The organism is Pseudomonas sp. 15C, assembly GCF_055484735.1.
The window spans coordinates 120,695-138,494 of the sequence record NZ_JBUDGD010000005.1; the positions used below are offsets into that span (position 1 = coordinate 120,695).

A 17,800-nucleotide genomic window follows, 5' to 3' on the forward strand; every position below is an offset into this window, starting at 1 on the left:
TCGTCTATTGACACTCCTCCCGGCACACTCTTATCTAGTCGACAACCGGCTCCACCCAGTTCAGTCACGCCGTCTTCAACTTGAATAAAAGTTTGACGCTTTATTGCCGGTTTATTCACGCCTTTTGTTCTTTCAGAAACGGACTTCGCTGCAAGGCTTCAAGGAGAGAAATAGATGAACCGCACTTCGCATACCCCCGAACTGGCAGCGCCGAGCCTGGCGCCCGCGCAGAAAACCGGCATCAATCTGGCCGCCGCTGCTCACCTGTTGATCGAGGTGGCGCCCTACCCCGACATGGACAGCGGCGACCTTATCGAATTGTTCTGGAACAAGTGTTACGTCGCCTCCAGGGTTCTGACTGCCGAGGATGTCGGCACGGCGGTCAGCCTGCGGGTGCCGGAAAGCTTCATCGAAAACGGCACTGCGCGTATCCATTACCGGCTGATGCAGGTCGGCCAGGGGCCGGCGTTATCGGCGACAACGCGAGTGCAGGTCAAACTTGATTGCCCGGGCGGCCAGCCGTCGGCCCTGAGCGCAGACGAAAACCAGCAATTGGCGCCGGTGACGATACCCGAGGTCATTCGCCGCCAGGGCGTCAACCCGAACCAGATCAAACGCGGCGTGCCGCTGAGCATCGAGCCGTACCTGAACATGGCCGAAGATGACGCCATCACCTTGCGCTGGGGTGATGTGCGGATGGACCTGGCACCGATCACCGCAGCCGACATCGGCTTGCCGATCCAGGTCTGGGTGCCGCCGGCGGTGATTGTCGAAGCGGGCGAAGATCTGCGACTGGACGTGACCTATTGCATCCTCGATCGGGTCGGCAACAACTCCCGCTGGGCACCGCCGCGCACGCTGAAAATTGGCTGCGTCAATCCCTACCTGAAAGTCCCGTTGAAGCAGGAATTCGAAGCGGCCGAAGCACGTGAGCATTGATGCTGTCGCGAGGTGACGAGGGTTCGCCCCCTCCTTCTATACATATTCCTAAAAGTTAGTTTATTTAATATTTATACGCGCTTAGGGTATATACACCGGACCACCGGACATTCCTTCGTTCGCCGCACCTTGCGGCGTTTTCAATGAGATGTGAGGTAGGTCGTATGGTCCGGAAGTCAATCACCCCAGTGCAGATCGCCAGGGCATTGCGTGCAGCCAGGGAGTGGCACTGATGTCCAGTCTGGCCGATGCAAACGTCCAGTCGGATCTGGACATCGCCCCGCTGTTGTTGCCCGCGCAGGTCTTGCGCAACGACGCCCAGGCCATCAAGGCTGCCCATGAGCTGGCGCAGGTCGCCCGCGTTCAGGCGGCGAAACGCGATCGTCAGCGCAAGTTGCCGTGGTCGGAAATCGAGCAGTTCACCCGCAGCGGCCTGGGCAGCATTGCCATCCCGCGCGAGTACGGTGGCCCGCAGGTTTCGTTCGTCACGCTGGCGGAAGTCTTCGCCATCATCTCCGCCGCCGACCCGGCGTTGGGGCAAATCCCGCAGAACCAGTTCGGCATCATTCATCTGGTCCTTGGCTGCGCCAGCGCGGCGCAGAAACAGCAGTTGTTCGACAGTGTTCTGCAAGGCTGGCGCATCGGTAATGCCGGCCCGGAACGCGGCAGCAAAAATACCCTGGAATTGAAAGCGCGGATCACCGCCGATGGCGATGGCTATCTGATCAACGGCCAGAAGTTCTACTCCACCGGCGCGCTGTTTGCGCACTGGGTGGCGGTGAAAGCGCTGAACGATGAAGGCAAGCAAGTGCTGGCGTTCGTCCGGCGCGGCACGCCGGGTTTGCGCATCGTCGACGACTGGTCGGGCTTCGGTCAGCGCACCACCGCCAGCGGCACGATTTTGCTCAACAACGTGCGCGTCGAGTCGAGCCTGGTCATCGACAACTGGAAGATCAACGAAACGCCGAACACCCAGGGCGCCGTTTCGCAGTTGATTCAGGCGGCCATCGATGCCGGCATCGCTCGTGGCGCGATTGACGATGCCATCGAATTCGTCCAAACCCGTGCACGGCCGTGGATCGACGCCAAGGTCGATCGCGCCAGCGATGACCTCTACGTGATCGCCGATATCGGCAAACTGAAGATCGAATTGCATGCCGCCGAAGCGCTGCTGCGCAAGGCAGGCCAAGTGCTCGATCAGGTGCACGCCGCACCGATCACCGCGGCCTCCGCCGCGCGTGCGTCGATCGCCGTGGCCGAAGCGAAAGTGCTGACCACCGAGATTTCCTTGCTTGCCAGCGAAAAGCTTTTCGAACTGGCCGGCAGCCGCGCGACCCTCGCCGAATTCAACCTCGACCGCCACTGGCGCAACGCCCGGGTGCACACCCTGCACGACCCGGTGCGCTGGAAATACCACGCGGTCGGCGCCTATCGCCTCAACGGCACGCTGCCTGCTCGTCACTCATGGATCTGACGACCAGAACACTTTTGACCAGATCTCTGGAGAAGCACATGACTTTTTCCCAACCCGTCGCGCTCATCATCAGCGATGAGCAAGCCCTGATCGTCGCCAGCGACCTGGCCGAAGATTTCCAACGCGACAGCGCCCTGCGCGATCGTGAAAGGCGCCTGCCGCTGCCCGAGCTGGAGGTGTTTTCCCGCTCCGGCCTGTGGGGCATCAGCGTGCCCAAGGCGTACGGCGGCGCTGGCGTGTCCAACGTGACCCTGGCCAAAGTCATCGCCCTGATTGCGCAGGCCGACGGTTCGCTCGGGCAGATTCCGCAAAACCATTTCTACGCACTGGAAGTGCTGCGGGTCAACGGCAGCGAGCAGCAAAAACAGCGCCTGTACGCCGAGGTTCTCGCCGGCCAGCGTTTGGGCAATGCCTTGGCGGAACTGGGTACTAAAACCGCTCACGACCGCGTAACCAGTCTCAAGCGCGACGGCGATGGTTATCGCATCAACGGCCGCAAGTTCTACGCGACCGGGGCGATTTACGCGCAGCGCATTCCGACCTCGGTGGTGGACGAAAATGGCGTGCAGCAACTGGCCTTTGTCCCACGTAACAGCAAAGGTCTGAGCGTGATCGACGACTGGAGTGGTTTCGGCCAGCGCACCACTGGCAGCGGCTCGGTAGTCTTCGAAGATGTATACGTCGCGGCTGAAGACGTGCTTCCGTTTCAAAGTGCTTTCGAACGGCCGACCACGGTCGGCCCGCTGGCACAAATTCTTCACGCCGCCATCGATACCGGTATCGCTCGCGCCGCTTACGAGGACGCCTTGCATTTCGTGCGCAGCAAGACGCGGCCGTGGATCGACTCCGGCAATGACAAAGCCACCGAGGACCCGCTGACCCTGAAGAGCTTCGGTCACCTGAGTATCCGCCTGCACGCCAGCGAAGCCCTGCTTGAACGTGCCGGCGAATTCCTTGATGCCGCACAGGCTGACACCAACGCCGAAACCGTTGCAGCGGCCTCAATCGCCGTCGCCGAAGCACGCGCGATCAGCACGGAAATATCGCTGGCGGCGGGCAGCACATTGTTCGAGCTGGCCGGCAGCCAGGCCACCCTCGCCGAGCACGGCCTCGACCGCCACTGGCGCAACGCCCGGGTGCACACGTTGCATGACCCAGTGCGCTGGAAATATCACGCGGTCGGCAATTATTACCTCAACGACGAAAAGCCTCCGCTGCGAGGGACGATCTGATGAGCGCGGCGAAAAAGAAGATTCTGCTCAACGCGTTCAACATGAACTGCATCGGCCATATCAATCACGGATTGTGGACGCATCCGCGCGATACCTCGACCCGTTACAACACGATCGAATACTGGACCGAACTGGCGCAATTGCTCGAACGCGGCCTGTTCGACGGCTTGTTCATCGCCGACATCGTCGGGGTGTATGACGTCTACCAGAACTCGCTCGACGTGACGCTGAAAGAGGCGATCCAGTTGCCGGTCAACGACCCTTTGCTGCTGGTCTCGGCAATGGCTGCTGTGACGAAAAATCTCGGCTTTGGCCTCACCGCCAATCTCACCTACGAAGCGCCGTATCTGTTCGCCAGGCGTCTGTCGACGCTCGATCATTTGAGCCGTGGCCGGGTGGGCTGGAACATCGTCACCGGCTATCTCGACAGCGCCGCCAAAGCCATGGGCCTCAGCGCGCAGGTTGAACATGACCGCCGTTACGACCAGGCCGACGAGTATTTACAGGTGCTCTACAAACTCTGGGAAGGCAGTTGGGAAAATGGCGCGGTGCTCAACGACCGCGCGCAGCGCATCTACGCGCAGCCGGACAAAGTCCATAAGGTCGAGCATAAGGGCGAGTTCTACCAGGTCGAGGGTTATCACCTGTGCGAACCGTCGCCGCAGCGTTCGCCGGTGCTGTTTCAGGCCGGCAGTTCCGAGCGCGGTTTGCAGTTCGCCGGGCGCCACGCCGAGTGCGTGTTCATCAGCGGCCAGAACAAATCGTCGACCAAGGCACAAGTGGACAAGGTCCGCGCCAGTGCGGTTGCTGCGGGACGCAACCCCGAAGACATCAAGGTGTTCATGGGCCTTAATGTGATTGTCGGCGCCAGCGAAGAAGCGGCCTGGGCCAAGCACGCCGAATACCTCGGCTACGCCAGCGCCGAGGCCGGCGTGGCGCATTTTTCCGCCTCCACCGGCATCGACTTCTCCCGGTACGAAATCGACGAACCGATCCAGTACGTGAAAAGCAACGCGATCCAGTCGGCCACCAAAACCCTGCAGAACAACGACTGGACCCGGCGCAAATTGCTCGACCAGCACGCCCTCGGTGGCCGCTACATCACTGTGGTCGGCTCGCCTGAACAAGTGGCCGACGAGCTGGAGTCGTGGATCGCCGAAACCGGGCTGGATGGCTTCAACCTGACCCGCATCGTCACGCCGGAAAGCTATGTGGATTTCATCGACTTGGTGATTCCCGAACTACAGCGGCGCGGCTCGTACAAGACCGCGTATGACAGCGGCACCTTGCGCGAAAAGCTGTTTCACGAAGGGGCGCAGTTGCCCGAGCGACACACAGGCTCCGCGTTTCGCCGCTAAAAGCATCGCTGGCAAGCCAGCTCCCACAAGGGTCTGTGCCGTTCACAAAACCTGTGGGAGCTGGCTTGCCAGCGATGAGGCCATCCAATACACCACAAATTCATGCACGGACTGGATAACTCATCATGACCAAGAATCTGCTCTCCCACCCAGTCAAAGCACTGGCCCTGGCCCTCGGCCTGTTCAGCTCGGCAGTATTTGCCGCCGATGCACCCTTGAAAATCGGCACCACCGCCGCCTTCGCCATTCCGCTGGAAGCGGCCGTCGAAGAGGCCTCCAAACAGGGTCTGAAGGTAGAGCTGGTGGAGTTCACCGACTGGATCGCGCCCAACGTCAGCCTCGCTGCCGGCGATATCGACGTGAACTATTTTCAGCACATTCCGTTTCTGGAAAACGCCAAAGCCGCGTCGGGTTTTGATCTGGTGCCGTTCGCGCCGGGGATCATCAACAACGTCGGTCTGTACTCGAAAAAATACAAAAGCTTCGCCGAGTTACCGGAGGGCGCCAGCGTTGCCATCGCCAACGATCCGATCAACAGCGGTCGCGGTCTGCAATTGCTGGCCAAGGCCGGTTTGATCACGCTCAAACCAGGCGTCGGCTACAAAGCCACCGAGGATGACATCGTCGCCAATCCGAAGAAGATCAAGATTCTCCAGGTCGAAGCCGTGCAACTGGTGCGCGCCTACGATGACGCCGATCTGGTCCAGGGCTACCCGGCCTACATTCGTTTGGCGAAGACCTTCGATGCCGGTTCGGCGCTGCTGTTCGACGGCCTCGATCACAAGGAATATGTGATTCAGTTCGTCATTCAGCCGAAGAGCAAAACCGATCCGCGCCTGATCAAATTCGTCGACATCTACCAGCATTCGCCGGCCGTTCGCGCAGCGCTGGATAAAGCCCACGGCAGGCTCTATCAAGCCGGTTGGGAAAGCTGAGCATGACCGCCGCGATCCAACGGCGACTGGAGACTCCAGAGCCACACACTGCTGAACAAACCGAGCTGCATCCCGAGCTGAACCGTGCCCATGTGCGCTTCATCGGGCTGGGCAAAACCTACAACGGTCGTCAAGGTCCGGTCGCCGCCTTGCAGGGCATTGACCTAGCGATTCAGCGCGGCGAAGTGTTCGGCATCATCGGCCGTAGCGGCGCCGGCAAGTCGTCGTTGATCCGCACGATCAATCGCCTTGAGCAACCAACGTCGGGGCGCGTTCTGATCGATCAGGTCGACATCGGCGAATTCGACGAAGACCGTCTCGTCGCGTTGCGCCGGCGCATCGGCATGATCTTCCAGCACTTCAATCTGATGTCGGCCAAGACCGTTTGGCAGAACGTCGAGTTGCCGCTGAAAGTCGCGGGTGTACCGAAACGGCAACGCGAGGAAAAGGTCCGCGAGCTGCTCGAGTTGGTCGGTCTGCAAAGCAAGCATCAGGCGTATCCGGCACAGCTTTCGGGGGGACAGAAACAGCGCGTCGGTATCGCCCGTGCGCTGGTGCACGACCCGGACATTCTGCTGTGCGACGAAGCGACTTCGGCGCTCGATCCGGAGACCACGCAATCGATCCTCGCCCTGCTGCGCGAGATCAATAAACGCCTCGGCCTGACCATCGTGTTGATCACTCATGAAATGGCGGTGATCCGCGAGATCTGCGACCGCGTCGTGGTGCTTGAGCATGGCCGTATCGTCGAGCAAGGCCCGGTCTGGCAGGTGTTCGGCAATCCGCAGCACGAGGTCAGCCAGACCCTGCTTGCGCCGCTGCAACACGCCTTGCCGGAAGAATTGCAGAGCCGTTTGCTCGCGCACTCGACTTCCGCCAACGACGCTGTAGTGCTGCGCTTGCAGTTCACCGGCAGCTCCAGCGACGAACCGGATCTGGCGGCGCTGTTCGCTGCATTGAGCGGTCGAGTCAAGCTGTTGCAGGGCGGCGTGGAACGGATCCAGGGGCATGCGCTGGGGCAACTGTTATTGGCAGTCAGCGGTTCTTCGTACAGCGCCGAGCAATTGCGCGAACGCGCCGCGCCATGGGCACAACGCGTGGAGGTAATGGGTTATGTGGGTTGAGCGCTTGTGGCAGGGTTTTATCGACACGTTCCTGATGGTCGGTGTGTCGTCGTTGATCGCATTGCTGGTGGGCATTCCCATGGCGGTGATTCTGGTCACCAGTGACAAGGGCGGCATCTACCAGGCGCCGATGCTGAATCGTGCATTGGGCGCCTTCGTCAATCTGTTCCGCTCGATCCCGTTTCTGATTCTGATGGTCGCGCTGATTCCGTTCACCCGGCTGATTGTCGGCACCACCTACGGAGTCTGGGCCGCCGTAGTGCCGCTGACGATCGCCGCAACACCGTTCTTTGCGCGTATTGCCGAGGTCAGTCTGCGCGAGGTCGATCATGGCTTGATCGAAGCCGCGCAGGCGATGGGTTGCCGGCGCTGGCACATCGTCTGGCATGTGCTGTTGCCCGAGGCGCTGCCGGGGATTGTCGGTGGCTTCACCATTACCCTGGTGACGATGATCAACTCGTCAGCGATGGCCGGGGCGATCGGCGCCGGGGGCTTGGGGGATATCGCTTATCGCTACGGCTATCAGCGCTTTGACAGCCAGATCATGTTGACTGTGATTGTGTTGCTGGTGGCAGTGGTGGCGGTGATTCAGTTGGGTGGGGATCGGTTAGCTCGGGGGTTGAACAAGCGTTGAGGCGAGATCAATGGTCGCAGCCCTTTAACCAAAGTCAGTTACCTTTTTGGAAATGGGCCGCCCCTTGGCGGCGTACCTACACAAGTCGGGCGTCGCCATTCAGGTGAACCATTTTTTGAAAAAGTTCTGCTTGGGGGGCTTTTCGTAATAAGCGATGAAGTTGGCGATGGATCTGTCGGACGATCCTTCCTCTGGTCTTCTGTAAAGCAATTCGCCCTGTGCTCCAACCACGCCGATTCCGGCCGAATAACCGCCATCGAGGTTCACTGACCATCCATTAGCCCCGCTCATCCCATCAAGTCTGGCCATTACCCTGGACCATTCGGGCATGGTATAGCCTGTTGCTGCTTCGCTGCGCCCGGTGCTGCCGCCCCATGCCAAACGCGTACGCTGCCCGTGCTCTGATCCGCCGGGCCTACTGATACCGGAGCGAATGTTGGGTGAACCTGCGTGACCCAACTTCCCCGGCTGATTGTTTTTCGGGTTGAAGAGAAACTTGGTAAGACCTAACAGGCTTTCAGGGAAAACAGCTGTACCGCCTCGTGAGACCACGGGCCCGGATTCAATACTCGATCCGTCTCTCATTTGAACCGTCACGAAATGCTCTCGATAGTCTGAAGGCACCGGGACGTAAATCCGGCTTTTACCACCAATCTTGCTTGGGCCAATTGGCGCAAAGGGGGAAACGTGCTCGCTGGCCTGGTTACCCATATTGAAAAAACCGCCATTTACATAGGCAACGACACCCGCATCCTGAATGGCGGCTTGCGCCTTGATGTCCTGCCCCGGCGCAGTATTCAGACGAAATCCTGTTTTTGCTCCCGCAACTTTGCTTTGCAATGTCGAATCAAGCGACAGGTAGGCAAGCGTTCTATCGCCAATGACAGGGCGATTCAAATTCATTCCCATCCGCTTGAACAGTTCATTACCGCCGACAATATCGACTGCAATAATCCCCTTCGCCACGGTGCGTACCCAGACACCGTCTCTTGAAGCCACTACTCCCGCATAAGCTCTGCGCCAACGATCCTGCGCATCGCTTCGCTTGCGACCGTCGGGATCAACAGCGGTTGTCGGATTGTTTGTGACCATTGCGTACAAATTCAATCCGTCCTCCTCCGGATCCGCGCTGATCCATCGCTGCAGCCAGGGCGCGTAATATCGGTAGCCATAGTAATAAAGCCCCGTGGCGTCTCGCTCCTTGCCAGAGTATCGAGTGCTCTTGTATGCCGCCGCAGCCGCATTTTTTCCAGCCCAACAGGCGGTGCCTCCAAACGGATAATACTGTTCCAGTGTCAGAACACAGCCTTGCGCATCAAGCTCCAGAGTGCAGGAGCCGACGAGATCGTCATAGCCAAAGCGCAGTTGGTCTGGATGTCTGCCGCCAGGCCAGTGCAACAGTGTCACAGAAGATCGACCGACTCCGATTTCGATCACTTGATGCTCTTCACCTTCGGCACTACGGTGTAATTCAAGACCGGAAAAATAACGAACCTCGCTACTCAAAATTCGGACCGTAGTCTGTCGGATGAATACTTTGCGCGATCGATGTCCGGGACGCTCATAACTGAAGCATTCGGCGTCACCGTTTTTTGCCTCGCGTTGAACCAGTACTACCTGGCTCAGCTCATTACGCTCGTTCCACGTCATCGCCTGACCGCGTTGCAACTCGAGCTGATTACCCGCCGCATCGAATCCCGACGCTATATCCGCTTCCCCGGGCAAATTACCGTCATCGCGCTGGCCCAGACTTCGGTTGTTGTACGCCGAAGTAAACATCGAAAACCCAGGCGCACCGCTGTGATGACGGGTGATCAGATTACCCGCCGCGTCATAGTCGAATGTCTGTGTGTAGTTGCGCCGCTGATTGGGGTCCAGCGGTGTAGGTAACAGATCCGGCAATGCCGGGCCGTGGCTCGGATTACTGACTTCCCAACTCCGGGCCTCGACCAGTTGATAAAGGCTGTCGTAGCGATATCGACAGACCGGCTCGATCCGCTGATTGTTGAAGTAAGACACAGCCTGGGTTTTATCTTCCAGGCTGGTGACATTGCCCACCGGGTCATAGGTGTAATTCAGATCCTGCAACGGCTCTTGCGCACCGACACTGGCGACCAATCTGAGTAACCGGCCATCATCGCGGCTGTATTCGGCGCGGGCGACGATGCCGTTGCCGGCCGTTTCGCTTTCGATCTGACCCTGCGCGTTGTAACGAATGGCGCTGACCAGGCACTGCGGCTGCCTGCCCTCGCCGGCCTGTAACAGCCAGATCGCGGCAGATTGCCCGGCCATGTTGTAATGCTGCGTTCTGATATTACCCACCGCGTCGGTGTGATGCTGCAGGTCGCCTGTGGGGCTGAAAGACTGTCGAGTGACGTAGTTTTTCTCCTCGAGAAACTCATCTCGGCGGTCCGGATCGAGGGGCCAGTCCGGTGTTTCCAGTTCAATCAGAAAGCGTCGCGATTCCACCAGTGCTGACCCGCCGAGGCCGTAGTCATCGAAGTGTCGATTGCCGGCCGGGTCGTCATGACGAATCGGTTGACCGCACTGATTGCGCAGGGCGGCATCATCGGTGGCTTCTCCATAGGTCCAGCGCTCGACTACGCGAGACGGCCCGTTGTGCGCTTGCTCAGTGAGGGCGACCGGCCGTTGCAGCTCATCGTATTGGTGATGGCTCTGACTGCCCCGCGCATCCCAGACAGCACACAACGAACCCGCTTCGTTCAACAGGCACGCCTGCCATCCGGCGTCGACACTGTCTGTGAATAGCCCTTGCCCGCTCAACGCGTAGACAGCGGCCAGATTTGGCTTCGGCGCAGCGCCATATAAACGTGGATCCCACGACGCCACCTGCCGCCCCGCCTCATCGAAGCTCTGCCGAGTGATGCGCGATTCGATGTCCGGTTTTTCCGGATGCCGGTAGTAGGCAACGCCGCGAATCGCCAATGCGCGCGAGTCAAGGACCGACAAGGTCGGAGTGGCGGTGTGATGGTGAGTGTTCACGGCTACGCGAGTCCCTGGCGCCCATGCACCAAGACTGAACCTGTTTTCTCTGCCCCGACACTGTAAGAACTACCAGTTGCTTTCAGCCAGGTTTTCCGGCTTGTGCGCGCACGTATCGTATATGGACAGGGCTGGCGCGGTGGCTGAATAAGCGCTATGTTCCATAGCGGCAGGTGGCCATCAATCAGATCCATGTGATCCCACGTATTTGGGCAATGCCCTTCGTAAAAACCAGACCCTTCCTACGCAAAATTTATCGTTTCGCCAGCCCGATCCACGCGGGTTTGCAGGACGCTTCCTAGAATGTTTTGCCCGCTTGTACCCGAAATATCCTGTAGCTAATCTCCGCTCGTCACTGCTTGGCGGTGACCGGATTCAGTTGTCCGGATTCGCTGGGCGTGCGGTCAGGCCTGACCTCGGCAGAGCTTCAAGCTGCCCGATGTTGGCTGTGCGCAGGGCACTTTCGGGTGCGCCGATAACCGGCGGCCGGCGACTGATCTGCGCGCAGCCGCCGCCCTGCTCGTTTAGTCGCGAAATGGTTGGCTCCCCACTTGAAGTCAGGAGTTTACCCGTGGAAAAAAATCTTGCCGATCCGCCACTCAGCCTTACCTCCACCAAGCGGTTCACCGAGGATTTGCTCAAGGATCGCTCGGCACTTTGCCGCGCCGTTGACTCTCATCTGGCCGGCAGTCAGGTCACGGTGGCGGGACAGAAACGTGTCTACAGCATCAGCGAAGACGTGACGCTGGAGGATGCCCAGTTGTATGTCGCCGACCTGCTGCGCTGCGCTTCGGTGACCGTCCATCAATGCGGCGATCAGCTCGGGGGCGCGGATCGAGCCATGGTGTTCTCGGTCTGGCATCTGCTGGAGATGGCCAAAGCGATGATGGACCGCTCGATCGATTGCCTGGGCGCGAAGCAGCACTAATTCCAGGCATCAATCACCGCCTGCGCTGGCAGCAGCGCAGGCGGCGTTTTTTTGCCAGCGAAAAAGCTTATAGTCCGCTTCTCCCACCGCCAAAAACAGCATCGATGATGAAGCAAACGCCCAGCGACCTCGAACAGATCACCGCCACCACTCTCGGCCATTACAACTCGGTGGCCGAGGACTTCCGTGAAGGCACCCGCGATCACGATGTCAGTCAGAATATCGATGCGTTGCTGCGGCATATTCAAGGCTCGGCGCCGTTTACCATCCTGGACTTCGGCTGCGGGCCGGGGCGGGATTTGCAGACGTTTACGCATATGGGGCACATCGCTGTCGGGCTGGACGGTTCGGAGGAGTTTGCGCGGATGGCCCGCGAGGACAGCGGCTGCGAGGTATTGCAGCAGGATTTCCTCAACCTGGATCTGCCGGCGGAGCGCTTCGACGGGATCTTCGCCAACGCGGTGTTGTTTCATGTGCCGTTGCAGGAATTACCGCGAGTGCTCAAGCAATTGCACGACGCGTTGAAAGCGGGCGGTGTGTTGTTCAGCTCCAATCCACGCGGGGATAACCGGGAGGGCTGGAACGGGCCGCGCTATGGCTCGTATCACGATCTCCAGGCCTGGCAAGGTTTGCTGACGGCGGCGGGGTTTGTCGAGCTGGAGCATTACTACCGGCCAGCGGGGCTGCCGCGCGAGCAACAGCCTTGGTTGGCGAGTGTTTGGCGTAAATCTGCATAGTCCATCAAGACGCCATCGCCAGCAGGCTGGCTCCCACAGGAGCGCGCATTGCAATTGTGGGAGCCAGCCTGCTGGCGATGAGCGCGAAGCGCTCGCTTTTACTCTGGGTCTTTTTTCGGCTCGCGAATCTTGTACCAGGCCACATACAGCGCCGGCAGAAACAGCAGCGTCAGCAACGTCGCCACTACGATCCCGCCGATCATCGCGTAGGCCATCGGCCCCCAGAACACTTCGCGAGCGATCGGGATCATGCCCATGCTCGCCGCGGCGGCGGTCAGCAAAATCGGCCGGCGCCGGTGCTCGGTCGCTTCCACCACCGCATCCCATGGCGCATAGCCTTTCTGCTCGAACTCATCGATCTGCGTCACCAGAATCACCGAGTTGCGGATGATGATGCCGATCAGCGCAAGAATCCCCAGAATTGCCACGAAGCCCATCGGCGTGCCGGTCGGCACCAGCGCCAGCACCACGCCGATCAGCCCCAGCGGCGCGACGCTGGCCACCAGGAACATCTTTTGCACGCTGTGCAACTGGATCATCAGGAAAGTCGCCATGAGGAACAGCATCAACGGCAAGACCTTGGCAATCGGCCCCTGGGCCTTGCCGCTTTCCTCGACGGTACCGCCGGTGGCGACCTTGTAGCCGACCGGCAGTTTCGACGCGAAAGCGTCTATCGATGGCTTGAGCAGTTTCACCAGATCGGTTGGCTGGATCTCATCGCGCACCGAAGCCTTGATGGTGATCGTCGGCAAACGGTCGCGACGCCACACCAGCGGCTGCTCCAGTTCATAGCGCACGGTGGCGAACGCCAGTAGCGGAATCGAAGTGCCGCTCGGCGTGACGATCTGCAGGTTCTGCAGGGTTTCCGGCGTACCGCGTTCGGAATCCACCGCGCGGCCGACCACGTTGATCAGGTAGATATCATCATCGACCTGGGTCAATGGCGAGCCGCTGACGATACTGTTCATCAGGTTCGCCACGTCTTCCGACGACAGCCCGAGCTGGCGGGCCTTGTCCTGAGCAATGTCAACGCGCAGGACTTTACCCGGCTCATTCCAGTCGTAGATGATCTCGCCGATATGCGGGTTCTTGTCCAGTTCAGTGGCCAGGTCGATCGCATGTTTGCGCACCTGATCGACGTCCTTGCCACTGACCCGGTACTGGATCGGACGCCCGACTGGCGGGCCCATCTCCAGCGCCTGCACGTAGCTGCCGATGCCGACGAAGTCCTTGTGCAAGCGCTCGCGCAGGCGCTGGCTCAGCGCTTCGCGGGCCTCGAAATCCTTGCTGACGATGACCAGTTGCGCGTAGTACGGGTTCTGCAATTGCTGGTCGAGGGGCAGATAGAAACGAATCGCGCCCTGACCGATGTAGGTGCTCCAGCGCACAATGTCAGGGTCGCCCTTGAGCGTGGCCTCGAGCTTGTCCACCGCTTTGCGGGTTTCATCGATCGAAGCGTTTTGCGGCAGGTTGAGGTCGACGAGAATTTCCGGACGGTCCGAAGCGGGGAAAAACTGGTTCTGCACAAAGCGCATGCAGAACACCGCCAGCACGAACAACAGTACGGTGACGCCGATCGCCCACCAACGGTTGCGCATCGCCCACAACAGGCCGCCGTTGAAGGCGCGACCGATGCGACCCGGTTCAGCGTCATGGGCCTTCACCTTGTCGCTGAGGATATGCACGCCGATCACCGGCGCAAAGAACACCGCCACCACCCACGAGACGATCATCGCCACGGCAATCACCGCAAACAGCGTGAACGTATATTCACCGGCGGAGCTCGCGTTGAGGCCGATCGGCACGAACCCGGCCACCGTCACCAGCGTACCGGTGAGCATCGGAAACGCCGTCGAGGTGTAGGCGAACGTCGCCGCCTGCTCTTTGGTTTCGCCCATTTCCAGACGCGTGACCATCATCTCCACGGTGATCATCGCATCGTCCACCAGCAGGCCGAGGGCAATGATCAACGCCCCGAGGGAAATCCGCTGCATGGTGATGCCGCTGTACTCCATGAATACAAATACCATCGCCAGCACCAGCGGAATCGAGCACGCCACCACCAGCCCAGCGCGCACGCCAAGGCTGATGAAGCTCACCACCAGCACGATGATCACCGCCTCGAACAAGGCGCTGGTGAAGCCGCCGACGGCTTCTTCCACCACCACCGCCTGATCGGACACCGTGTGCACACCGACGCCCACCGGCAAATCTGCGGTGAGCTGGTCGATGCGCTCGTGCAGCGCTTTACCGAACTCCTGAACGTTGCCGCCCTTCTGCATCGCAATCGCCAGACCGATGGCCGGTTTGCCGTCGAAGCGGAATTCAGGCGTGGCCGGGTCGACGTAGCCGCGACGGATGTCGGCGATATCGGCCAGACGATAGAAACGGTCGTTGAGCTTGAGATTGACCTCGGCCAGATCCTTCTCCGAAGCGAACTGCCCCGACGTGCGCACGGAAATCCGCTCGGGCCCGGCCTCGATCACCCCGGCCGGCGTTACCGCGTTCTGCGACTGCAGGCTTTGCACCACTTGACGCTGATCGATGCCCAGCGCGGCGAGTTTGCGCGTGGAGAAGTTCAGGTAAATCGTTTCGTCCTGCTGGCCGACCATTTCGATCTTGCCCAGCCCCGGCACGCTGCGAATCTCGGCGCGGGCCTGCTCTACGTAATCGCGCAATTGGCGCATGGTCAGGCCGTCGGCAGTAAACGCATAGACCGAACCGAACACATCGCCGAACTCGTCGTTGAACCCCGGCCCTTGAATCCCTTGGGGAAACTGCCCGCGAATGTCGTCGATCTTCTTTCGCACCTGGTACCAGATTTGCGGAATGTCTTCGGCGCTGGTGGTGTCGCGCAGGTACACGTACACCGTCGATTCGCCGGGGCGCGTGTAGCTTTTCACGTAATCGAGCGAGTCGAGTTCCTCGAGTTTTTTCTCGATGCGGTCGGTGACCTGCTTGAGGGTTTCGTCCTGGGTCGCGCCGGGCCATTTGGTCTGGATGACCATGGTCTTGATGGTAAACGATGGGTCTTCTTCACGGCCCAGATTGAAATAGGAGAACACCCCCATGAGCAATCCGACGAACATCAGATACCAGACGAATGACTGATGCTTGAGGGCCCATTCGGAGAGGTTGAAAGAGCCTTTCATTGACTGTCCTCGTCAAGTTTTACCGATTGCCCGGGTTTGAGGCTGTTGACGCCGGCGCTGACCACGCGCTCGCCGTTCTTCACGCCGCCGGCCAGCACCACGCTGCTGTCGGTGCGGCTGATCACCGTGACGTCGCGGGGGCTGACGGTTTTGCTTTGCGTGTCGATCACCCAGATCCGCGGTTTGCCTTCGACCTCCTGCAACGCGGTGGCGGGCAATTCGATGCGCGGTTTGATCGCCGAACTGAGGGTCACGCTGATCGCCGTGCCGAGGCGAAAACCGTCCGGGGTGTCGGTCAAGGTCAAACGCGCCCGGCGCGTGCGTGTGGCGCTCTGCGCCTGGGGCTCGATTTCGCGGATGATCGCCGTGGTGTTGATGCTCGGGTCGAGTTGCGCGGCCACCGAAAACACCACGTCGGGCGGAAGCTGATCGACCAAGGTATCCGGCAGGTCGATCACCGCTTCCTTGATGTCCGGCTGAGCCAGCGTCACGACTTGTTGGCCGGCGGTCACCACCTGCCCGGCTTCGGCGTTCCACGCGGTGACCACGGCTTTGTGATCGGCGCGCAGTTCGGTGTAGCCGAGTTGATCCCGGCTCTGGTTGACCGCCGCGCGCGCCTGATCCAGCGAAGCCTGGGTAGTTTTCAGGTCGGTCGTGGCAACGTCCAGTTGCGCCTGTGCACCCACGCCGCGATCGAACAGCGCCTGCTGCCGGCGCGCGTTGGCCTGCGCATTGATCAATTGCGCCTGAACCCTGGCCAGATCACCCTCGGCCGAACGCAGCTGGTTTTGCTGGTCGGACGGGTCGAGGGTGGCGAGTAACGTGCCTTTCTGTACTTCGGCGCCGACATCGACATTACGACTGGCAATGCGCCCGCCAACGCGGAAACCGGTATTGCTCTCGTAACGCGCCTGAATGCTGCCGGCGAAACGCCCGAGATTTTCCTCGCTCAACGCTTCGACCTTGACCGACAAAACCGGACGCACTGGTTCCGGCGGCGTTTCCTTTTCCGAGCAGGCGCCCAGCAGCAGCGCCAGGCAAAACAGTCCGAGACGCTTCATGGCTGCGCTCCCGGTTGCAGGTCTTTGTAAGTGTTTTCAGCGATTTCGACTTTCATCCCGGGGTGCAACAGCTGCCCGCCGGCGACGATGACTTTCTCGCCGCCCTTCAGGCCCTCGCTGATGATCACCTTGCCGGTCAGATAGCGACCGACCGTGACCGTATGCAACTGCGCCTCGCCCTTGTCATCGACCATCCAGACTGCTGGCTCGCTGATGTTTTTCGTCAGCGCCGACCACGGCAGCTCCACCGCCGACTTGCCCGCACCTTTCGCTGTGGCACTGACGACCGAGCCGAGCTGCATGCCCGGCGGCAGTTTGTCGAGGCTGACCTTGACCTGCACAGTGCCGGATTGCGCCGATACCGCCGGGGTTATTTCACGCACGGTGCCGGTGGTTTTGATCTCGGGATTATCGAGCAGGCTGACCACGATCGAATTGTCCGCAGGGCGCTCGGCCAGCAGCGATTCATACACGTTGAACACCGCATCACGGTCGCCATCGCGGGCCAGGCTGAAGATCGGTGCGGTGGCCTGCACCACTTGCCCGACTTCGGCCTGACGCTCGGTGATCACTCCGGGGGCATCGGCAATCAGTGCGGTATAGCTGAGTTGATCCTTGGCGTTGGCCAGTTGTGCCTGCGCGGCGCTCAGGGCGCTTTGGCTGCTGCGCAACGCCGCTTGGGCGGAATCGTATTCGCTCTGGCTGGTGTAGCCCTTGGGCAGCAGTTTTTGCTGGCGGACGAAGGCCGCCGCGGCCTGTTTCACGCGGGCCTGTTCGGCGAGGACCTGAGCCTGGGCCGAATCGACATTGGTCTGCAGATCCTTGGGGTCAAGCTTGGCCAGCACCTGTTTGGCAGTGACGCGGTCACCGACGTCGACCATGCGCTGGATGATCTTGCCGCCCACGCGAAATGACAATTGCGTCTGCACGCGCGCCTGCACGTCACCGGTGAGGGTCACCGCTGCCGCATAATTCTGGGGCTTGACCTCTTGCACAAAGACCCGTGGCAAGTATTCCTGAGCGGGTTTCTTGTCGCCGCAAGCGGTGAGCAAGACCATGGCGCTCAACGCCATCAGCACTTTCAATCCGGGACCCGCCATGCACACTCCTTGGCCTTTAATGCTGCTGTCGAGACGATACGACTTCAGAGCTTAGAACAGGGTTCCACGGTTGCAGGGGTCAAGCACAGATTTATCTCATTGCGGGTATGCTGCGAACGTTCC

General features: G+C 60.2%; 13 protein-coding genes. 9 read left to right on the forward strand and 4 right to left on the reverse strand.

The annotated features are described in order from the left end of the window. Nucleotides 1-174 precede the first annotated feature (174 nt). The 7 genes from ACYYKW_RS05230 (at nucleotide 175) to ACYYKW_RS05260 (ending at nucleotide 7,696) form a co-directional block, all read left to right on the forward strand. Nucleotides 175-939 carry a hypothetical protein gene (locus tag ACYYKW_RS05230; RefSeq protein WP_093106270.1) on the forward strand — a complete coding sequence of 255 codons (765 nt, stop codon included), beginning with the start codon at nucleotides 175-177 and terminating at the stop codon, nucleotides 937-939. A gap of 232 nt (nucleotides 940-1,171) precedes the next feature. Then, on the forward strand, nucleotides 1,172-2,413 hold the full coding sequence (locus tag ACYYKW_RS05235) for an SfnB family sulfur acquisition oxidoreductase (RefSeq protein ID WP_093106273.1): 1,242 nt from the start codon (nucleotides 1,172-1,174) through the stop codon (nucleotides 2,411-2,413). A gap of 38 nt (nucleotides 2,414-2,451) precedes the next feature. Further along, complete coding sequence (locus tag ACYYKW_RS05240; RefSeq protein WP_464989580.1) at nucleotides 2,452-3,645, forward strand: SfnB family sulfur acquisition oxidoreductase; 1,194 nt, start codon at nucleotides 2,452-2,454, stop codon at nucleotides 3,643-3,645. Further along, nucleotides 3,645-5,003, forward strand: a complete 1,359-nt coding sequence (locus ACYYKW_RS05245; protein WP_093106283.1) for an LLM class flavin-dependent oxidoreductase — start codon at nucleotides 3,645-3,647, stop codon at nucleotides 5,001-5,003. The genes ACYYKW_RS05240 and ACYYKW_RS05245 overlap by 1 nt, the downstream gene beginning before the upstream one ends. Before the next feature lie 125 nt (nucleotides 5,004-5,128). Further along, nucleotides 5,129-5,938, forward strand: a complete 810-nt coding sequence (locus tag ACYYKW_RS05250) for a MetQ/NlpA family ABC transporter substrate-binding protein (protein WP_093106289.1) — start codon at nucleotides 5,129-5,131, stop codon at nucleotides 5,936-5,938. Nucleotides 5,939-5,940: 2 nt separating this feature from the next. Then, complete coding sequence (locus ACYYKW_RS05255) at nucleotides 5,941-7,062, forward strand: methionine ABC transporter ATP-binding protein (RefSeq protein ID WP_464989581.1); 1,122 nt, start codon at nucleotides 5,941-5,943, stop codon at nucleotides 7,060-7,062. Then, nucleotides 7,052-7,696, forward strand: coding sequence for a methionine ABC transporter permease (locus tag ACYYKW_RS05260; protein ID WP_093106298.1), 645 nt, complete (start codon nucleotides 7,052-7,054; stop codon nucleotides 7,694-7,696). The genes ACYYKW_RS05255 and ACYYKW_RS05260 overlap by 11 nt, the downstream gene beginning before the upstream one ends. Before the next feature lie 99 nt (nucleotides 7,697-7,795). Here the strand turns inward: ACYYKW_RS05260 and ACYYKW_RS05265 are convergent, their stop codons facing one another. Beyond that, nucleotides 7,796-10,699, reverse strand: a complete 2,904-nt coding sequence (locus ACYYKW_RS05265) for an RHS repeat domain-containing protein (protein ID WP_464989582.1) — start codon at nucleotides 10,697-10,699, stop codon at nucleotides 7,796-7,798. A gap of 571 nt (nucleotides 10,700-11,270) precedes the next feature. On the opposite strand from ACYYKW_RS05265, the gene ACYYKW_RS05270 reads away from it, so the two are divergent. Together ACYYKW_RS05270 and ACYYKW_RS05275 are read left to right on the forward strand one after the other, a co-directional pair. Further along, complete coding sequence (locus tag ACYYKW_RS05270; RefSeq protein WP_464989583.1) at nucleotides 11,271-11,627, forward strand: DUF6124 family protein; 357 nt, start codon at nucleotides 11,271-11,273, stop codon at nucleotides 11,625-11,627. 107 nt (nucleotides 11,628-11,734) lie between these two features. Next, nucleotides 11,735-12,364 (forward strand): class I SAM-dependent methyltransferase, encoded by a 630-nt coding sequence (locus ACYYKW_RS05275; RefSeq protein ID WP_464989584.1) that lies wholly within the window; start codon nucleotides 11,735-11,737, stop codon nucleotides 12,362-12,364. 98 nt (nucleotides 12,365-12,462) lie between these two features. Here ACYYKW_RS05275 and ACYYKW_RS05280 read toward each other — a convergent pair whose 3' ends face one another. From ACYYKW_RS05280 to ACYYKW_RS05290, 3 genes are read right to left on the reverse strand one after another with little or no spacing between them, the layout of a single operon-like run. Beyond that, nucleotides 12,463-15,516 (reverse strand): efflux RND transporter permease subunit, encoded by a 3,054-nt coding sequence (locus ACYYKW_RS05280; RefSeq protein ID WP_464989585.1) that lies wholly within the window; start codon nucleotides 15,514-15,516, stop codon nucleotides 12,463-12,465. Then, nucleotides 15,513-16,577: an efflux RND transporter periplasmic adaptor subunit gene (locus tag ACYYKW_RS05285; protein WP_090288229.1), complete on the reverse strand. Its 1,065-nt coding sequence runs from the start codon at nucleotides 16,575-16,577 to the stop codon at nucleotides 15,513-15,515. The genes ACYYKW_RS05280 and ACYYKW_RS05285 overlap by 4 nt, the downstream gene beginning before the upstream one ends. After that, entirely contained in the window at nucleotides 16,574-17,677 is a 1,104-nt protein-coding gene (locus ACYYKW_RS05290) for an efflux RND transporter periplasmic adaptor subunit (RefSeq protein WP_090288227.1), read from the reverse strand. Before ACYYKW_RS05290 ends, ACYYKW_RS05285 begins: the two co-directional genes overlap by 4 nt. Between the last annotated feature and the right edge of the window lie 123 nt (nucleotides 17,678-17,800).

What these genes read in the sequence shown, in the direction of transcription:
- ACYYKW_RS05230 (WP_093106270.1), top strand. Translation starts at nt 175, where the DNA reads ATGAACCGCACTTCGCATACCCCCGAACTGGCAGCGCCGAGCCTGGCG.
- ACYYKW_RS05235 (WP_093106273.1), top strand. Translation starts at nt 1,172, where the DNA reads ATGTCCAGTCTGGCCGATGCAAACGTCCAGTCGGATCTGGACATCGCC.
- ACYYKW_RS05240 (WP_464989580.1), top strand. Translation starts at nt 2,452, where the DNA reads ATGACTTTTTCCCAACCCGTCGCGCTCATCATCAGCGATGAGCAAGCC.
- ACYYKW_RS05245 (WP_093106283.1), top strand. Translation starts at nt 3,645, where the DNA reads ATGAGCGCGGCGAAAAAGAAGATTCTGCTCAACGCGTTCAACATGAAC.
- ACYYKW_RS05250 (WP_093106289.1), top strand. Translation starts at nt 5,129, where the DNA reads ATGACCAAGAATCTGCTCTCCCACCCAGTCAAAGCACTGGCCCTGGCC.
- ACYYKW_RS05255 (WP_464989581.1), top strand. Translation starts at nt 5,941, where the DNA reads ATGACCGCCGCGATCCAACGGCGACTGGAGACTCCAGAGCCACACACT.
- ACYYKW_RS05260 (WP_093106298.1), top strand. Translation starts at nt 7,052, where the DNA reads ATGTGGGTTGAGCGCTTGTGGCAGGGTTTTATCGACACGTTCCTGATG.
- ACYYKW_RS05275 (WP_464989584.1), top strand. Translation starts at nt 11,735, where the DNA reads ATGAAGCAAACGCCCAGCGACCTCGAACAGATCACCGCCACCACTCTC.
- ACYYKW_RS05280 (WP_464989585.1), bottom strand. Translation starts at nt 15,516, where the DNA reads ATGAAAGGCTCTTTCAACCTCTCCGAATGGGCCCTCAAGCATCAGTCA.
- ACYYKW_RS05285 (WP_090288229.1), bottom strand. Translation starts at nt 16,577, where the DNA reads ATGAAGCGTCTCGGACTGTTTTGCCTGGCGCTGCTGCTGGGCGCCTGC.
- ACYYKW_RS05290 (WP_090288227.1), bottom strand. Translation starts at nt 17,677, where the DNA reads ATGGCGGGTCCCGGATTGAAAGTGCTGATGGCGTTGAGCGCCATGGTC.